Below are 14220 nucleotides of genomic sequence, written 5' to 3' on the forward strand. Positions count from 1 at the left end.
CGAGGCAATGTAGGCCGAGCAGGAGAAAGGCCGCACGATACCGCTGGTGCCAAGAATCGATAAGCCGCCGAGAATGCCCAGGCGTGGGTTCATGGTTTTCAGTGCAAGGCTTTCACCATCCTGCACGTTCACTGTGACTTCGAACCCACCGCCATAGCCACACGCTTCGGCCAGGCGTTGCAGGTGTTCGGTCATCATCCGCCGTGGCACCGGGTTGATAGCGGGTTCACCTACCGCCAAGACCAAGCCGGGGCGGGTCACGGTGCCCACGCCTTTACCGGCAACGAAGCGCACGCCGGGTTCGGCCTGCAAACGTACGCCGCTGTAGAGCAGGGCACCATGGGTGACATCGGGGTCGTCACCGGCATCTTTGAGGGTGCCCGCTTGCGCGCCGTCTTCATGCAGGCGGCAGAATTCCAGGCGCATTTGCACCTGTTTGCCTTTGGGTAAGGTGATCTGCACAGCATCACTGGCTTCACCGCTCAGCAGCAGCCGGGCTGCCGCGAGGCTGGTGGCGGTGGCGCAACTGCCGGTAGTCAGGCCGCTGCGCAGGGGGGCTGGGTGTTCCTGGGTCTCGTCACGCATAGGCGGGCTTGGTCGCTTCTAGCAGCGTGATCGGCAAGGCCTGGCGCCAGGTGTCGAACTCGCCCAGTGGCTGGGCCTGGGCGATATGGATGCGGGTCAGTTCGCCGCCATGCTGCTCACGCCATTGGACCAGTGTCAGTTCGCTTTGCAGGGTTACAGCGTTGGCCACCAGGCGACCGCCTGGGCGCAGTTGTTCCCAGCATTGCTGCAGTACGCCTTCGCGGGTGACGCCGCCGCCGATGAAGATGGCGTCCGGGCGCTCCAACCCTTCCAGTGCCTGCGGTGCACGGCCACGGATCAACTGCAGGCCGGGGACGCCAAGGGCATCGCGGTTGTGCTCGATCAGCGCCTGACGACCTTCATCGGACTCAATCGCCAGTGCCCGGCAGCTGGGATGGGCACGCATCCACTCGATGCCGATAGAACCGCTGCCAGCGCCGACATCCCACAACAACTCACCCGGTTGCGGAGCCAAGCGCGCCAGGGTGATGGCACGTACGTCGCGTTTGGTCAGTTGGCCGTCATGCTTGAAGGCACTGTCTGGCAGGCCGGCCAGGGGCGACAGGCGCGGTGCGTCGGCTGCCGCCAGGCACTCGATGGCGACCAGATTCAACGCAGCGATATCTGTGTGCGGCCAGTGCTCGGCAGTGCCTTGAAGGCAGCGTTCGCTGCTGCCGCCAAGGTGTTCGAACACCTGCAGGCGGCTTGGCCCGAATCCACGTTCACACAACTGCGCGGCAATCGCCGCCGGGCTGCTGCCATCGTTACTCAACACCAGCAGACGCACACCGCTGTACAGATGGGCATTGAGCGCGGCGAGCGGGCGGGCCACTACCGACAGCGTCGTGACCTCTTGCAAGGGCCAACCCAGGCGGGCTGCTGCCAGTGCACAGGAGGAGGGCATCGGCAGCACGTTCAACTCGTGTGCATCGAGCTGGCGCGCAAGGCTGGCACCGACGCCGAAGAACATTGGATCACCACTGGCCAGCACGCACACTGGCTCGCCACGCAAGGCCAACACTGGCTTGAGCGAGAAAGGACTGGGCCACAACAAGCGCTTGCCGCTGATGCAGCGCGGCAGCAGGTCCAGCTGGCGTTGGCTGCCAAACACCCGTGAAGCGCCCAGCAGTGCGCGCCGGGCATTCTTGCCCAGGCCGCTGAATCCATCTTCACCGATACCTATTACTGTCAGCCAGGGCGACATGTGTTTTCCTCAATACCCAGCATTCCGACCGGCAGGCTTTTCATGCCTTCGGACAAAGCAGGCATAATACCGCGCCTTCTACACTGAAGTGCTTTTTCACGATTGTCGGGTGACCTTTTGAACCAGCCTGTATCGGCCCACCAACCCCACGCTTCGCTACGTCCCTCGGCCTGTCCGGGGTTGCTGCGCATCGTTCAGGCCAAAGATGGTGGAATCTGCCGGATCAAGCTTGCTGGTGGTGCACTGACGGCTGATCAGGCCGACACTGTTGCCGCCGCTGCCGAGCGCTTTGCTGCTGGAGAGATTGAAGTCACGAACCGTGGCAATTTGCAGATTCGTGGCATTGGCAGTGACCAGGCCGGGTTGATCGAATGCCTGCTGGCTGCAGGTCTGGGGCCGCGCGATGCTGCCGGTGATGATGTAAGAAACCTGATGCTCAGCCCATTGGCAGGCTTTGATCCACTGATGCTGTTCGACACGCGCCCGCTGGCACAACACCTGTTGCAGGCGCTGGAAACCACTCCGCGTTTGCATCAGCTCTCGGCCAAGTTTGCAGTGCAGGTGGATGGCGGCGAAGCCTTGGCGATGCTTGAGCACCCGCATGATCTGTGGCTCAGTGCGCTGCCACTGGACGGTGAACTGTACCTGGCGTTTGGCTTGGCAGGTTGCCCGGCAACGGATTCCCCCGTCGGTGCAGTACCTTTGGCGCAGGGGCGTGAGTTGGTGCTGGCGGTGCTCAATCGTTTTCTGGATCTGGCCACGCCGGAGCAGACGCGGATGCGCCAATTGCTGGCCGAGCATTCGCCCGATCACTTTATTAACGGGCTAGGCCTGACGATCCGTCGCGACCCGGCCGTTGTACAGTGGCGCCGCGCGGCAACGGCAGGCAGCGGTTACCTGGGGCGCTTCAGCCAACGGCAGCCCGGCCTGAGCGCCGTCGGCGGCGCTGCGCCGCTGGGGCGCTTGAGCCCGAGCCTGTTGCGCGGTGCTGCTCAGCTTGCCCGACAGTGGGGCGATGGCAGCCTGCGCATGACCCCTTGGCAAAGCCTGTTGCTACCCAACATCACAGATGAGCGGGTGGCTACCGTCATTGATGGTTTGACGCATCTGGGCCTGCTTTGTGCTGCGGATGAGCCACTCGCCCGCGTGGTGGCGTGCACCGGTTCCAGCGGCTGCGCCAAGGCCCAGGCCGATACCAAGGGCGATGCCCGCCAGCTGGCCGCATTAATTAGCCATGGCGACCCGGCCAGCGTGCACCTGAGCGGATGTTCGCGCTCCTGTGCCATGGCCCACGTGGCCCCCGTGACCCTGATGGCTCAGAGCCCAGGGCACTACGACTTGTATCTGCGTGACGCAGCCCAGCCTGGACTTGGTCAGCTGCGCGCCCGCAACCTCACATTGAAAGAAGCAGGCGCATTGCTAGACGTCTGCTCACGGAGCCCCCTTGATGATTGATTACATCCGCGATGGTCAGGAGATCTATCGCAATTCCTTCGCGATCATTCGAGAGGAAGCCCGGCTCGATCGAATTCCTGCCGACCTGGAGAAGCTTGCGGTTCGGGTGATTCACGCCTGCGGCATGGTCGATGCGATCGATGGCCTGCAGTTCTCGCCAGGTGCCGGTAAGGCCGGGCGTGATGCCCTGGCGGCTGGTGCGCCGATCCTGTGTGATGCGCGAATGGTCTCCGAAGGCATTACCCGTGCACGCCTGCCGGCGAACAATCAGGTGATCTGCACGCTGCGCGACGAACAGGTGCCCGCATTGGCACAAGAGCTGGGCAACACCCGTTCGGCAGTGGCGCTGGAGTTATGGCGCCCCTATCTGGAGGGTAGCGTGGTAGTGATCGGCAACGCGCCGACGGCGCTGTTCTATCTGCTGGAAATGCTCGATGCCGGTGCGCCGAAGCCAGCGCTGATTCTCGGCTTCCCGGTGGGCTTTGTTGGCGCTGCCGAATCCAAGGCGATGCTGGCTGCTGACAGCCGCGGTGTGCCCTTCGTGATCATGCAGGGGCGCTTGGGCGGCAGCGCGATGGCGGCGGCTGCGGTCAATGCCCTGGCCACGGAGGTCGAATGATGCAGGCTCGTGGACGTTTGCTGGGCCTGGGTGTGGGCCCTGGTGATCCGGAGCTGATCACCGTCAAAGCTCTGCGCTTGTTGCGCGAGGCGCCGGTCGTGGCCTATTTCGTTGCCAAGGGTAAGCGCGGTAATGCCTTTGGCATCATCGAGGCGCATTTGCAAGACGCGCAAACGCTATTGCCGTTGGTGTATCCGGTGACCACCGAGGTGTTGCCTGCGCCGCTGTCGTATGAACAGGTGATCAGCGACTTCTACGACGCAGCCAGCCTGGAAGTGGCAGCCCATCTGGATGCCGGGCGGGATGTGGCGGTGATCTGCGAAGGTGATCCGTTCTTCTATGGCTCTTACATGTACCTGCACGACCGGCTCGCCGATCGCTACGAAGCCCAGGTGATCCCAGGGGTTTGCTCGATGCTCGGTGGCGCATCGGTGCTGGGTGCGCCGTTGGTTTATCGCAACCAGAGCCTGTCGGTGCTTTCCGGTGTGTTGCCACACGAAGAACTCAAGCGCCGCCTGGCCGATGCTGATGCAGCAGTGATCATGAAGCTGGGTCGTAACTTCCCCAAGGTACGTGAGGTACTGGCCGAACTCGGCTTGGCCGAGCGCGCCCTGTACGTGGAGCGTGCGACCATGGCCAACCAAAAAATCGTAGCGCTGGATGAGGTCGATCCGCAGTCGTCGCCGTACTTCTCGCTGATCATCGTTCCGGGCGAAAGGTGGCAAGGGTGATGGCGCATAAAGCCCCGGCCATTGTCATTCTTGGCACCGGCAGCCTGGCCACTGCCCGCAAGATCCAGCAACTGTATCCGGACGCCTTGATCCATGGCCTGCACGGTCGGGTCGACGGTGCGGACTGCAGCTACAAGGAGTTCGGTGCCACCTTGCGCCAGCTCTACCAGCAAGACACGCCGATCATTGCCTTGTGCGCGGCCGGTATTGTCATCCGTACTCTAGCCAGCCTGCTGCTGGAAAAGGGTGTCGAACCACCGGTGCTGGCCGTGGCCGAAGATGGTAGCGCTGTGGTGCCGCTGTTGGGTGGTCTGGGTGGGGTCAATGTCATGGCCCGGGAAATTGCCGCAGGCCTAGGCGTGGCGGCGGCCATCACCACCAGTGGTGAGCTGCGCTTTGGTACCTGCCTGCTCAATCCGCCTAGCGGTTATGCGCTGGCTGATCTGGAGCTGGGCAAACGCTTTGTCAGTGATTTGCTCGCAGGCGAGTCGGTGCGGATTGATGGCGAGGCGCCCTGGTTGGCTCAGGCGCAACTGCCGCAGAGCGATCAGGCGCAACTGACCATTCACGTCGGCAGTGATGCGCGCGAAGTGTCGGCCCACGAGCTGGTGATTTATCCGCGTTGCGTCATGGTCGCAGTCACTGCTGTCGAGCCCGAGCTGACGGTTGTGGTACGTGAGGCGTTGAGGTCAGCACGTATCGCCGAGCCTGCGTTGGCCTGCCTGTTGGCGAGCGAGGCGTTGATGGCTGATCCGACCCTGCATGCTGCGGCGGCGGAGCTGGGAGTGCCGCTGCGTTTTGCAGCCGACACGCCAAACGCCAGCGCACTGGCCGCTCAGACGCTGCCGCAGTTGCTGCCTGCGCAAGCGGTGGGTGAAGGGTTGGCCATTGCGGTGTCGAGCCAGCCTATTGATCCATTGCAGATTGGCCGTGCCCGAGGTCGCCTGGCGGTAATTGGTCTGGGGCCGGGCGCAGCCGAGTTCATGGTGCCTGCCGTCAAGGCTGAGCTGGCGCAGGCCAACGACATTCTTGGCTATGAAACCTATGTGCGCATGGCCGGCCCACTTCGGGCTGATCAGGTTGCACATTGCACCGACAACCGCGAAGAAATGCAGCGCGCTCGGCATGCCTTTGAACTGGCTGCCCAAGGCCGCTCGGTGGTCGTGGTGTCTTCCGGTGACCCAGGTGTGTTTGCAATGGCCGCAGCGGTACTTGAAGCGCTGCACGAGTCCAGTGATCCGCGCTGGCATGCGGTTGACCTGCATGTTCTGCCCGGGGTTTCTGCGTCGCTGGCGACCGCTGCTCAGGCCGGTGCGCCTTTGGGGCATGACTTCTGCGTACTGTCGCTGTCGGATAACCTCAAACCGTGGTCGATCATCGAGAAGCGCCTGGACCTGGCCTGTGAGGCCGATCTGGCGTTGGCGTTTTACAACCCGATCTCTCGTTCTCGGCCGTGGCAGTTGGGGCGCGCCTTGGAGATCGTCCGGCGGCACCGCTCGGGGACTACGCCGGTAGTCCTTGGCCGAGATGTGGGTAGGCCGGGGCAGACCATGCGCGTACTCCCGCTGCAGGCGCTGACACCGGACGACGTAGACATGCGCACCATGGTGTTGGTCGGGTCGTCTACCACCGTGGCCTTTGAGCGTTCTGGGCAACAGCCGTGGGTGTATACGCCGCGCTGGTACGGCGAGAAACCCTGAGTCGAGGGGGTATTTTTCTCGGTGCCACGTGAGTGTTAGACCGATCAATGTGTGTGAGTGGCCTTGCCGCAGGCCACCCAAACACATTGATTAAGGAGTAACACCCATGAAAGACATTGAGAGCGCAGATAAGCAGGTTCAAGTAAACAATGGCGACCTGCTTGTATTCGTGGGGCTGTCGCCAGCGAACAGCGACGCCCTCAAGTACAGCCATCTGTTTAGTTCGCTGGTTGCCTCGTCGGAGTACTTTCCCACCACCGAAGGTCAGGATTGGTTCCATACCTACCTGAAGACGATGCAAACGTGCGGCTGGTTGCCAATCAAATTCAAATATGAAAAAGAAAGCGCCAGCTCAGAACGCTTCGCGGTTGCCCAGTTGCTGGTCAAGGCGGTGCAAGTTGGCCTGGGTTTCGCCACCGCAGGCGCCACCTCAGCAGCCGCGGCTCTGACAGCAATTGCCTCCAGCGCCGTAGACACCGTGGCCGATAACGCGGACGCCACCGCGTTGATGGATAGAGTTCATTCGGCCAAAGAAGGCACATCGCTGAACATGGCCGTGTGCGTCCAGCATCCCGATGGCGAGGTCTTGTTAAGCGTTGGTTGCGTGCAAAGTGAAGACGCTCCTCCAAGCACCAACAACTATCTGCTTTTTGAATACACCAGCAGCCAATCGGAAATGTACACCGGTTCCGCCGCGCTGGCCTTCCATCAAAGCCTGTACGAGCAGCTCAAGGATTCGATCATCGAACGTGTAGCTGACAAGAGCAAGAAAGACGTGCTCACCATGTCGATCGTGCCTAAAAAGCGCTCGTAATATCCATCCTGGCGCCGGCAACAGCGGTTGCTGGCGCTTTGGCTCTGCTCAGGGGGACTTTGCATGTCCATGCACAATTTTTCTGCAGTTCTGTCCGGAAACTGTCTGCTGCTGTTGTCCACTGATCTTGAAGAGTGCCAGCGACGCGATGCGCTCGATGCCCAGCTGTTTGCCTGGTTGAATGCATCGTCTGAGTTTTTGTTGCTGGATGAAAACGAGCAGTGGCACGGTACCTATATGGACCGGCATGTGGCATTAGGGTGGGTTGTCAGCACGCGTACCGAAAAACACGTGGTATCGAAAGAAACCGTGGGTTCCACACCGCTGGCCATTGTTTGGAGTGAGCTGGCTTCGCTAGTACCTGCGCAGGTCGCGCCGGCGTTGAACAGTATCCGCAAGAGGATTCAGGAATTGCCGTCCTCGCATCCGGCGTGGCAGGTATTGAGCACGGAAGCATTGGAGTCATTGCGGCCACTGCTGCCAGCAGGTGGTGATCCTATTACCCGCATTGCGCTTGAGGTCAGAGTGGTAATGCCAGGCCCCCGAGTATTCTCCAGTAGCCTGTTTCTGGAGACGAGCCAACACATCGAGGCACATTGGTTGACGCAAACACTGAAGAGAGAAACCATCACACATCAAGTAACCAGACATTTTGCTGGCGAACTGTTCTCCGATGTTTTTGCTGGCGTTAGAACGCCGCTGCAAGAGCGGCTAAAGACACTGCGGGCCACGTATGTCGTGCCTGTATGTGCCGCACCCTAGGCAGACTACAACTCCAAGTAACCCTTAATTCCGCTGAAGATGATCTGTGCGGCCAGTGCGCAGACGAACAAGCCCATCAGCCGGCTGACAATTTGCAGGCCCTGTTCACCAAGAATTCGTTCGATACGGTGTGAGAGGAACAACACCAGGCCTACGGTGAAACTGGCCAGGGCGATACTGACGATGGCCAGCAGTTTGTCATCCCAGTGCGGCTGGCTGATGCCCATCACCAACAGGGCACCGATGGTACCGGGGCCGACGGTCAGGGGGATGGTCAACGGCACGATTGTCACATCTTGCTGGACGCTGTCGGGTTGGACGGCTGACTTGCCCTGCGCCATACCCAGCGCAGATATGAACAGCACGCTACCGGCGCCAATGCGAAATGCGTCGGTGGTAATGCCAAAAATGCCGAAGATGGTTCGCCCGAACAGATACAACAGTACGCTGGCGATCAACACGGCGATGGCTACCCGCCAGGCCAGCTGTTTGCGCTCTTTGGTGGAGTGGCCGCGCGTCAGGCTGATGAAGCATGAGAGCACAAAGAACGGGCTGTAGAGCACGAGCATTTTCAGGTAGACGCTGAATAACTCATGGAGCATGGTCGGGGCTCACGACGGCTGTGGACGAACAGCAAGTGTATCAGGGGTCTGGCCTTTTACGGGGTGGGCACCTGAGAGGATTCTGTCTCGCGTTGGGCAACCCAGTATTCGATCAACTCGCGTAACTGTGACAACTCGACCGGTTTGGCCATATGACCGTCCATGCCGGCCAACCGTGCGCGCTCTTTATGTTCAGCCAGAATGTGCGCTGTCAGTGCTACCACTGGCGTGCGCTTGCGCTGGTTGCTGGTTTCCCAGGCACGGAATTGCTGGGTAGCCGAGAAACCATCGAGCACCGGCATTTCGCAGTCCATCAGCACCAGGTCGTAATGCTGCGCCTTCATCGCCTTCAAGGCTTCTTCACCGTTGCTGGCGGTGTCGGGCTCAAGGCTGAGTTTGCCAAGCATGCCGCGGATCACTTTGGTCGAGATGCTGTTGTCTTCGGCAACCAGGATACGGAAATCGCTCGGAAGGTTCAGCGGTGTGGCGAGGTTGACGGGCGCAGGGGAGAGCGGTTGCTCCTTGCTGCGCTGGGCCAACTCTTCGGCCAGGGTAGTCTTGAGGGTGTAGCCGGCAACTGGCTTGGCCAGGATGCGTTTGACCCCGGCGTTGCGGGCGATGACCTTGCTCGGTGCGTTACTGATGCCCGTGAGCATGATCAGCAGAATGTCGTGGTTAAGGCTTGGGTCTTCTTTGACCTTGGCTGCCAGCTGCATGCCGGTCATGCCAGGCATGTTCTGGTCGAGCAGTACCACATCGAAGTAATCACGCAGGTGCGCCTTGGTACGCAGCAAGGCCAGGGCTTCTTTACCTGAAGGCACGGCGCTGACGTTCATGCCCCAGGCGCTGCACTGCTGCACCAGGACTTTGCGACAGGTGTCGTTGTCGTCCACCACCAGCACCCGAGCGCCACGCAGTGGGCCGTCGAGATCAGCTGGTGGCTGCTCCAGACACTGTGGGTCCAGCGGTAGTGTCATCCACAAGGTGTTGCCGATGCCGTGGCTGGTCTTGATGCCAAATTCGCCCTGCATCAGGCTGATGAGTTGTTTGGCAATGACCAGGCCCAGGTGCCCGCCCAGCTTGTTGCTGGAAAGGAAGTGCTTACTGTGCAACTCGGCCTGCAGCAGTGCTTCGCGCTCGCTCGGGGAGATGGGCTCGCCACTGTCTTGCACGGCAATGCGCAGGCGTGGGGCGCTACCGCGTTGGTCGAGCGCCACCACCAGCAGGATTTCGCCCTGCTCGGTTTTTTTCAGGGCGTTTTCCAGCAAGCTGAGCATGGCCTGACGCAGGCGCGTAGGGTCGCCGCTGATGACCCGCGGCACCTGAGGCTGGGTGAAGCTGATCAGCTCGATGTTCTGTTGTTCGGCCTTGGCGCGGAAGATGCTCAGGCAGTCTTCGATCAGAGCATTGAGGTCGAACTGCACGTCGTCCAGTTCGATCTGCCCGGACTCGAGCTTGGAAATATCGAGGATTTCGTTGATCAGCGTGAGCAGCTCGTTACCGGCGCTGTGGATGGTCTGCACATAGTCGCGTTGCTTAACCGACAATGGTGTGCCCAGCAGCAATTCGGTCATGCCCAGTACGCCGTTCATGGGCGTGCGGATCTCGTGGCTGATCTTGGCCAGGAATTCGGCCTTGGCGTTGATTTCGGCGTTGCTGGCAGCCAGTTCGCAGCTGGCACTGAAGCGCTCTTCGCTGATACGGCGAAGGCGCTCGCTGACCGATAGGTTGAGCAGCAAACCGCAGAAGCTGGTAAGCCCCAGCAGAATGAACAGCAACAGCTGGGTTGGTGTGCGGGTCAGCCCCAGCAGCGCGGGGAGAATGACCAGGCAGCCGATGTTGAAGGCCAGCATCGACAGCGCGAACAGGCGCGCAGGTTCATAGCCCTTGTACCAGTAGTAGCTGGAGACCAGCAGCATGGTCAGGCTGCCCAAGGCGAACAGGGCGTAGGTCATCAGGTTGAGCGGCAGCGTGTCGACAAACAGCAGAATCAGGCCAAACAGCCCGATCAGGATCATCTCTGCCTGTAGCAGACGGTTCAGGCGTGGTTGTTCACACGGGCGGAAGAACCGCAGGGTGAAGGTCAGGCCAGCAAGGCTTGCCAGCAGCGCGGTGAGGTACGCCGCAGGCGTTTGCGCCGAGTGCCAGAGGCTCCACCACGGGCCGCTGAGGTTCAGCAGAATCAAGGCGCTGAGCAGCATCAGGCCGTGATAGAACGCAAGGCTCAGGCTGGTTCCTGAGCGCGAGTAGGCAAAGCGGATGAAGTTGTGCAGCATCAGCATCACCAGACACCCAAACAGCAGGCCGAACATCAGGGTCTGGCGCTGATCGGCAGCTACCTGAGTGGCGTACTCCAGGGTGATGCTGGGGCGCAACTGATGCTCGGACACCAGCCGCAGGTAGATATCCAGCGTATGCGGGCTGTTGGGCAAAGCCAGTTGGTGATCACTGCTGCGGACGGTCGACTCGCCGCTTTCGTTTGGGCGACCGTTATGAATGTGCCTGATCAGTTGGTCGCCGTCGAGGGCGTAGAGATCAAGGCGGGAGAGATCTGGCGCGAAGACCCGCAGCAATTGTTCATGCCGGCCGGGTTCCAGGCGGTAGTGCAGCCACAATGCCTGATCTGGCGTCGCGGCATCGAGTTGGTTCAGTTGGATGGGGCTGAATTGGTTGCGGTAGCGATCAGAGCGGACATCGCTGAGCTGCAGGTTGGCCTGTTCGTCGAGCAAAACCGCCCAGCCACTGCCGTGTTCGGCGGTGGCCGGAAACAGGCAGAGTAGGGTCAGCAGGCTGACGGTGAGGCCAATGGCGATCCTGAGCCAACGCACGACGAGATCCTTTCTTAGCAAAGTGCTGAGTGATAACTATGCGCGGCGCCCCCGGCCGATGGCAAGGCCCATGATGGGCCCCGCTGCCGGGCCGTAAGCAGGACGCCAGTGGCGTCACTGCTTGCGGGGACTTTGTTACTGCTGATGTTCACCACGTTCGCGGGCAATGGCGCGGTAGCCGATGTCCTTGCGGTAGAAGCTGCCTTCCCAGTTGACTTCGGCGGCCAGGCGATAGGCCTGTTGTTGCGCCGCTTCAACGGTTTCGCCCAAGGCGGTGGCGCACAGTACGCGGCCGCCGCTGGCAACAACCTGGCCGTCTTTCAGGGCCGTACCGGCATGGAACACTTTACCGGTCAGCTTGGCGGCTGCGTCCAGGCCGTGGATGGCGGCGCCTTTGCTGTAATCGCCAGGGTAACCACCAGCCGCCAGGACGACGCCCAGGCTTGGCTGTGGATTCCACTGTGCTTCGACCTTGTCCAGGGCCTTGGCAAAGGCTGCCTCAATCAACAGCACCAGGCTGGACTCCAGGCGCAGCATGACTGGCTGGGTTTCCGGGTCGCCGAAGCGGCAGTTGAACTCGATGACTTTCGGGTTGCCTGCTTTGTCGATCATCAAACCGGCATACAGGAAGCCTGTGTAGACGTTGCCTTCATCAGCCATGCCGCGCACGGTTGGCCAGATCACCTGGTCCATGACGCGCTGGTGTACTTCGTCGGTCACCACAGGTGCCGGGGAGTAGGCGCCCATACCACCAGTGTTCGGGCCGGTATCGCCATCGCCCACGCGCTTGTGGTCTTGGCTGGTGGCCATCGGCAGTACGTTCTGGCCATCGACCATGACGATGAAGCTGGCTTCTTCGCCGTCGAGGAATTCCTCGATTACCACGCGAGAGCCGGCGTCGCCAAAGGCGTTGCCTGCCAGCATGTCGCGCACGGCATCTTCGGCTTCGCCGAGGGTCATTGCCACGATCACACCTTTACCGGCCGCCAGGCCATCGGCCTTGATGACGATCGGTGCGCCTTTTTCGCGCAGGTAAGCCAGTGCCGGCTCGATTTCGGTGAAGTTCTGGTAGTCGGCGGTCGGGATCTTATGCCGAGCCAGGAAATCTTTGGTGAAGGCTTTGGAGCCTTCCAGCTGGGCTGCGCCTTTGGTTGGGCCGAAGCAGTCCAGGCCGCGGCTGCGGAACAGGTCGACGACACCCGCTACCAGCGGGCCTTCAGGGCCAACGATGGTCAGGGCAACGTTCTTTTCAGCGAAGTCAGCCAACTGCTCCAGAGCGGTGACGTCGATAGCGACGTTCTCGCATTTGGCTTCGGTGGCCGTACCGGCGTTGCCCGGGGCGACGAATACTTTCTCGACGCGTGGGTCTTGGGCGACTTTCCAGGCCAGGGCGTGTTCACGACCGCCGCTACCGATAATCAAAACATTCATGTCAAAACCTCGATGACGCTAATTCGGATAATGCTGGTAGGAGCGGGCTTGCCCCGCGATTGCGATCTGTCAGTCGCAGCGCATCGCGGGGCAAGCCCGCTCCTACCGAGCCATCAGTGACGGAAGTGGCGCATGCCGGTGAACACCATGGCGATACCGGCTTCGTCTGCAGCGGCAATCACTTCGGCGTCACGCATCGAGCCGCCTGGCTGGATTACTGCAGTGATACCCACTTTAGCTGCGTTATCGATGCCGTCACGGAACGGGAAGAACGCATCCGAAGCCATGACCGCGCCCTGTACCTGCAGGCCAGCATGCTCGGCCTTGATTGCAGCGATACGTGCAGAGTTCACGCGGCTCATCTGGCCTGCGCCGACACCGATGGTCTGACGGCCTTTGGCGTAGACGATGGCGTTGGATTTGACGAACTTGGCCACTTTCCAGGCGAAGATCAGGTCGTCGATTTCCTGCTGGGTCGGTGCACGCTTGGTCACCACCTTGAGGTCGTCGGCGCTGATCATGCCGATGTCGCGGCTCTGTACCAGCAGGCCACCGGTTACACGCTTGTAGTCCCAGGCAGCGGCACGCTCAGGCGACCACTGGCCGCAGGCCAGCAGGCGCACGTTGGCTTTGGCTGCAACCACAGCGCGGGCTTCGTCGCTGACGCTCGGGGCGATGATCACTTCGACGAACTGACGTTCGACGATGGCTTTGGCGGTTTCAGCATCCAGCTCGCGGTTGAAGGCGATGATGCCGCCGAAGGCCGATTCGGTGTCGGTGGCGTAGGCCAATTCGTAGGCCTGACGGATGCCGCCTTCGGCGTCCGGGCTTACGGCCACACCGCACGGGTTGGCGTGCTTGACGATGACGCAGGCCGGTTTGACGAAGCTCTTCACGCACTCCAGCGCGGCGTCGGTATCGGCCACGTTGTTGTACGACAGCTCCTTGCCTTGCAGCTGCACGGCAGTGGCGATGCCGGCTTCGGCAGGCTTGGCTTCGACATAGAACGCCGCGCTCTGGTGCGGGTTCTCGCCGTAACGCATTTCCTGAGCCTTGATGAACTGGCTGTTGAAGGTGCGCGGGAATTCGCTGCGGCCTTCAGTCCTCAGGGTTTCGCTGGCCTGGTTAACGGTGCCCATGTAGTTGGCGATCATGCCGTCGTAGGCGGCAGTGTGTTCGAACGCCTTGAGCATCAGGTCGAAGCGCTGGGCGTAGGTCAGGCCACCGGCCTTGAGGTTTTCCAGCACTTGAGCGTAGTCGCTGGCGTTGACCACGATAGCGACGTCTTTGTGGTTCTTGGCTGCCGAACGGACCATGGTCGGGCCGCCGATGTCGATGTTCTCGATGGCCGTCGGCAGGTCGCAGCCCGGCTTGGAGATGGTGGCTTCGAACGGGTACAGGTTGACGGCGACCAGGTCGATCGGCTTGATGCCGTGTTCGGCCATGATGGCGTCATCGGTGCCACGACGGCCCAGGATGCCACCGTGGA

The 14220-nt window shown here is 61.2% G+C and carries 12 protein-coding genes; 6 read left to right on the plus strand and 6 right to left on the minus strand.

All coding sequences use genetic code 11. The annotated features are described in order from the left end of the window. Positions 1 to 585, minus strand: a 585-nt coding sequence (gene cbiD, locus E1573_RS04800; protein ID WP_133211143.1) for a cobalt-precorrin-5B (C(1))-methyltransferase CbiD, incomplete at its 3' end; no start/stop codon positions are given. Next, positions 578 to 1789, minus strand: coding sequence for a precorrin-6y C5,15-methyltransferase (decarboxylating) subunit CbiE (gene cbiE / locus E1573_RS04805; protein ID WP_133211145.1), 1212 nt, complete (start codon positions 1787 to 1789; stop codon positions 578 to 580). The genes cbiD and cbiE, both read right to left, overlap by 8 nt. A 117-nt stretch (positions 1790 to 1906) precedes the next feature. On the opposite strand from cbiE, the gene cobG reads away from it, so the two are divergent. From cobG to E1573_RS04835, 6 genes are all read left to right on the plus strand, one after another. Next, positions 1907 to 3244: a precorrin-3B synthase gene (gene cobG, locus E1573_RS04810; protein ID WP_256659478.1), complete on the plus strand. Its 1338-nt coding sequence runs from the start codon at positions 1907 to 1909 to the stop codon at positions 3242 to 3244. Further along, the gene (locus E1573_RS04815) at positions 3237 to 3863 is read left to right on the plus strand and encodes a precorrin-8X methylmutase (protein ID WP_133211149.1); all 627 of its coding nucleotides are present in this window, start codon (positions 3237 to 3239) and stop codon (positions 3861 to 3863) included. Before cobG ends, E1573_RS04815 begins: the two co-directional genes overlap by 8 nt. Next, positions 3863 to 4594 (plus strand): precorrin-2 C(20)-methyltransferase, encoded by a 732-nt coding sequence (locus E1573_RS04820; protein WP_133211161.1) that lies wholly within the window; start codon positions 3863 to 3865, stop codon positions 4592 to 4594. Before E1573_RS04815 ends, E1573_RS04820 begins: the two co-directional genes overlap by 1 nt. Next, entirely contained in the window at positions 4594 to 6294 is a 1701-nt protein-coding gene (cobJ, locus tag E1573_RS04825) for a precorrin-3B C(17)-methyltransferase (RefSeq protein WP_133211151.1), read from the plus strand. Before E1573_RS04820 ends, cobJ begins: the two co-directional genes overlap by 1 nt. A 106-nt stretch (positions 6295 to 6400) precedes the next feature. After that, positions 6401 to 7108 carry a hypothetical protein gene (locus E1573_RS04830; protein WP_133211153.1) on the plus strand — a complete coding sequence of 236 codons (708 nt, stop codon included), beginning with the start codon at positions 6401 to 6403 and terminating at the stop codon, positions 7106 to 7108. A 63-nt stretch (positions 7109 to 7171) separates the two neighbouring features. Further along, complete coding sequence (locus E1573_RS04835) at positions 7172 to 7870, plus strand: hypothetical protein (protein WP_133211154.1); 699 nt, start codon at positions 7172 to 7174, stop codon at positions 7868 to 7870. Positions 7871 to 7875: 5 nt separating this feature from the next. Here the strand turns inward: E1573_RS04835 and E1573_RS04840 are convergent, their stop codons facing one another. The 4 genes from E1573_RS04840 to purH form a co-directional block, all read right to left on the minus strand. After that, positions 7876 to 8472: a MarC family protein gene (locus E1573_RS04840; protein ID WP_133211155.1), complete on the minus strand. Its 597-nt coding sequence runs from the start codon at positions 8470 to 8472 to the stop codon at positions 7876 to 7878. 56 nt (positions 8473 to 8528) lie between these two features. Beyond that, the gene (locus tag E1573_RS04845; RefSeq protein WP_133211156.1) at positions 8529 to 11300 is read right to left on the minus strand and encodes a hybrid sensor histidine kinase/response regulator; all 2772 of its coding nucleotides are present in this window, start codon (positions 11298 to 11300) and stop codon (positions 8529 to 8531) included. A gap of 135 nt (positions 11301 to 11435) precedes the next feature. Beyond that, positions 11436 to 12731 carry a phosphoribosylamine--glycine ligase gene (purD, locus tag E1573_RS04850; RefSeq protein WP_133211157.1) on the minus strand — a complete coding sequence of 432 codons (1296 nt, stop codon included), beginning with the start codon at positions 12729 to 12731 and terminating at the stop codon, positions 11436 to 11438. Between the two features lie 113 nt (positions 12732 to 12844). Continuing rightward, on the minus strand, positions 12845 to 14220 hold a 1376-nt coding region (gene purH, locus E1573_RS04855), incomplete at its 5' end, for a bifunctional phosphoribosylaminoimidazolecarboxamide formyltransferase/IMP cyclohydrolase (protein WP_133211159.1).

This window comes from Pseudomonas sp. H9 (assembly GCF_004353925.1).
In the GTDB taxonomy this organism is placed as follows: domain Bacteria; phylum Pseudomonadota; class Gammaproteobacteria; order Pseudomonadales; family Pseudomonadaceae; genus Aquipseudomonas.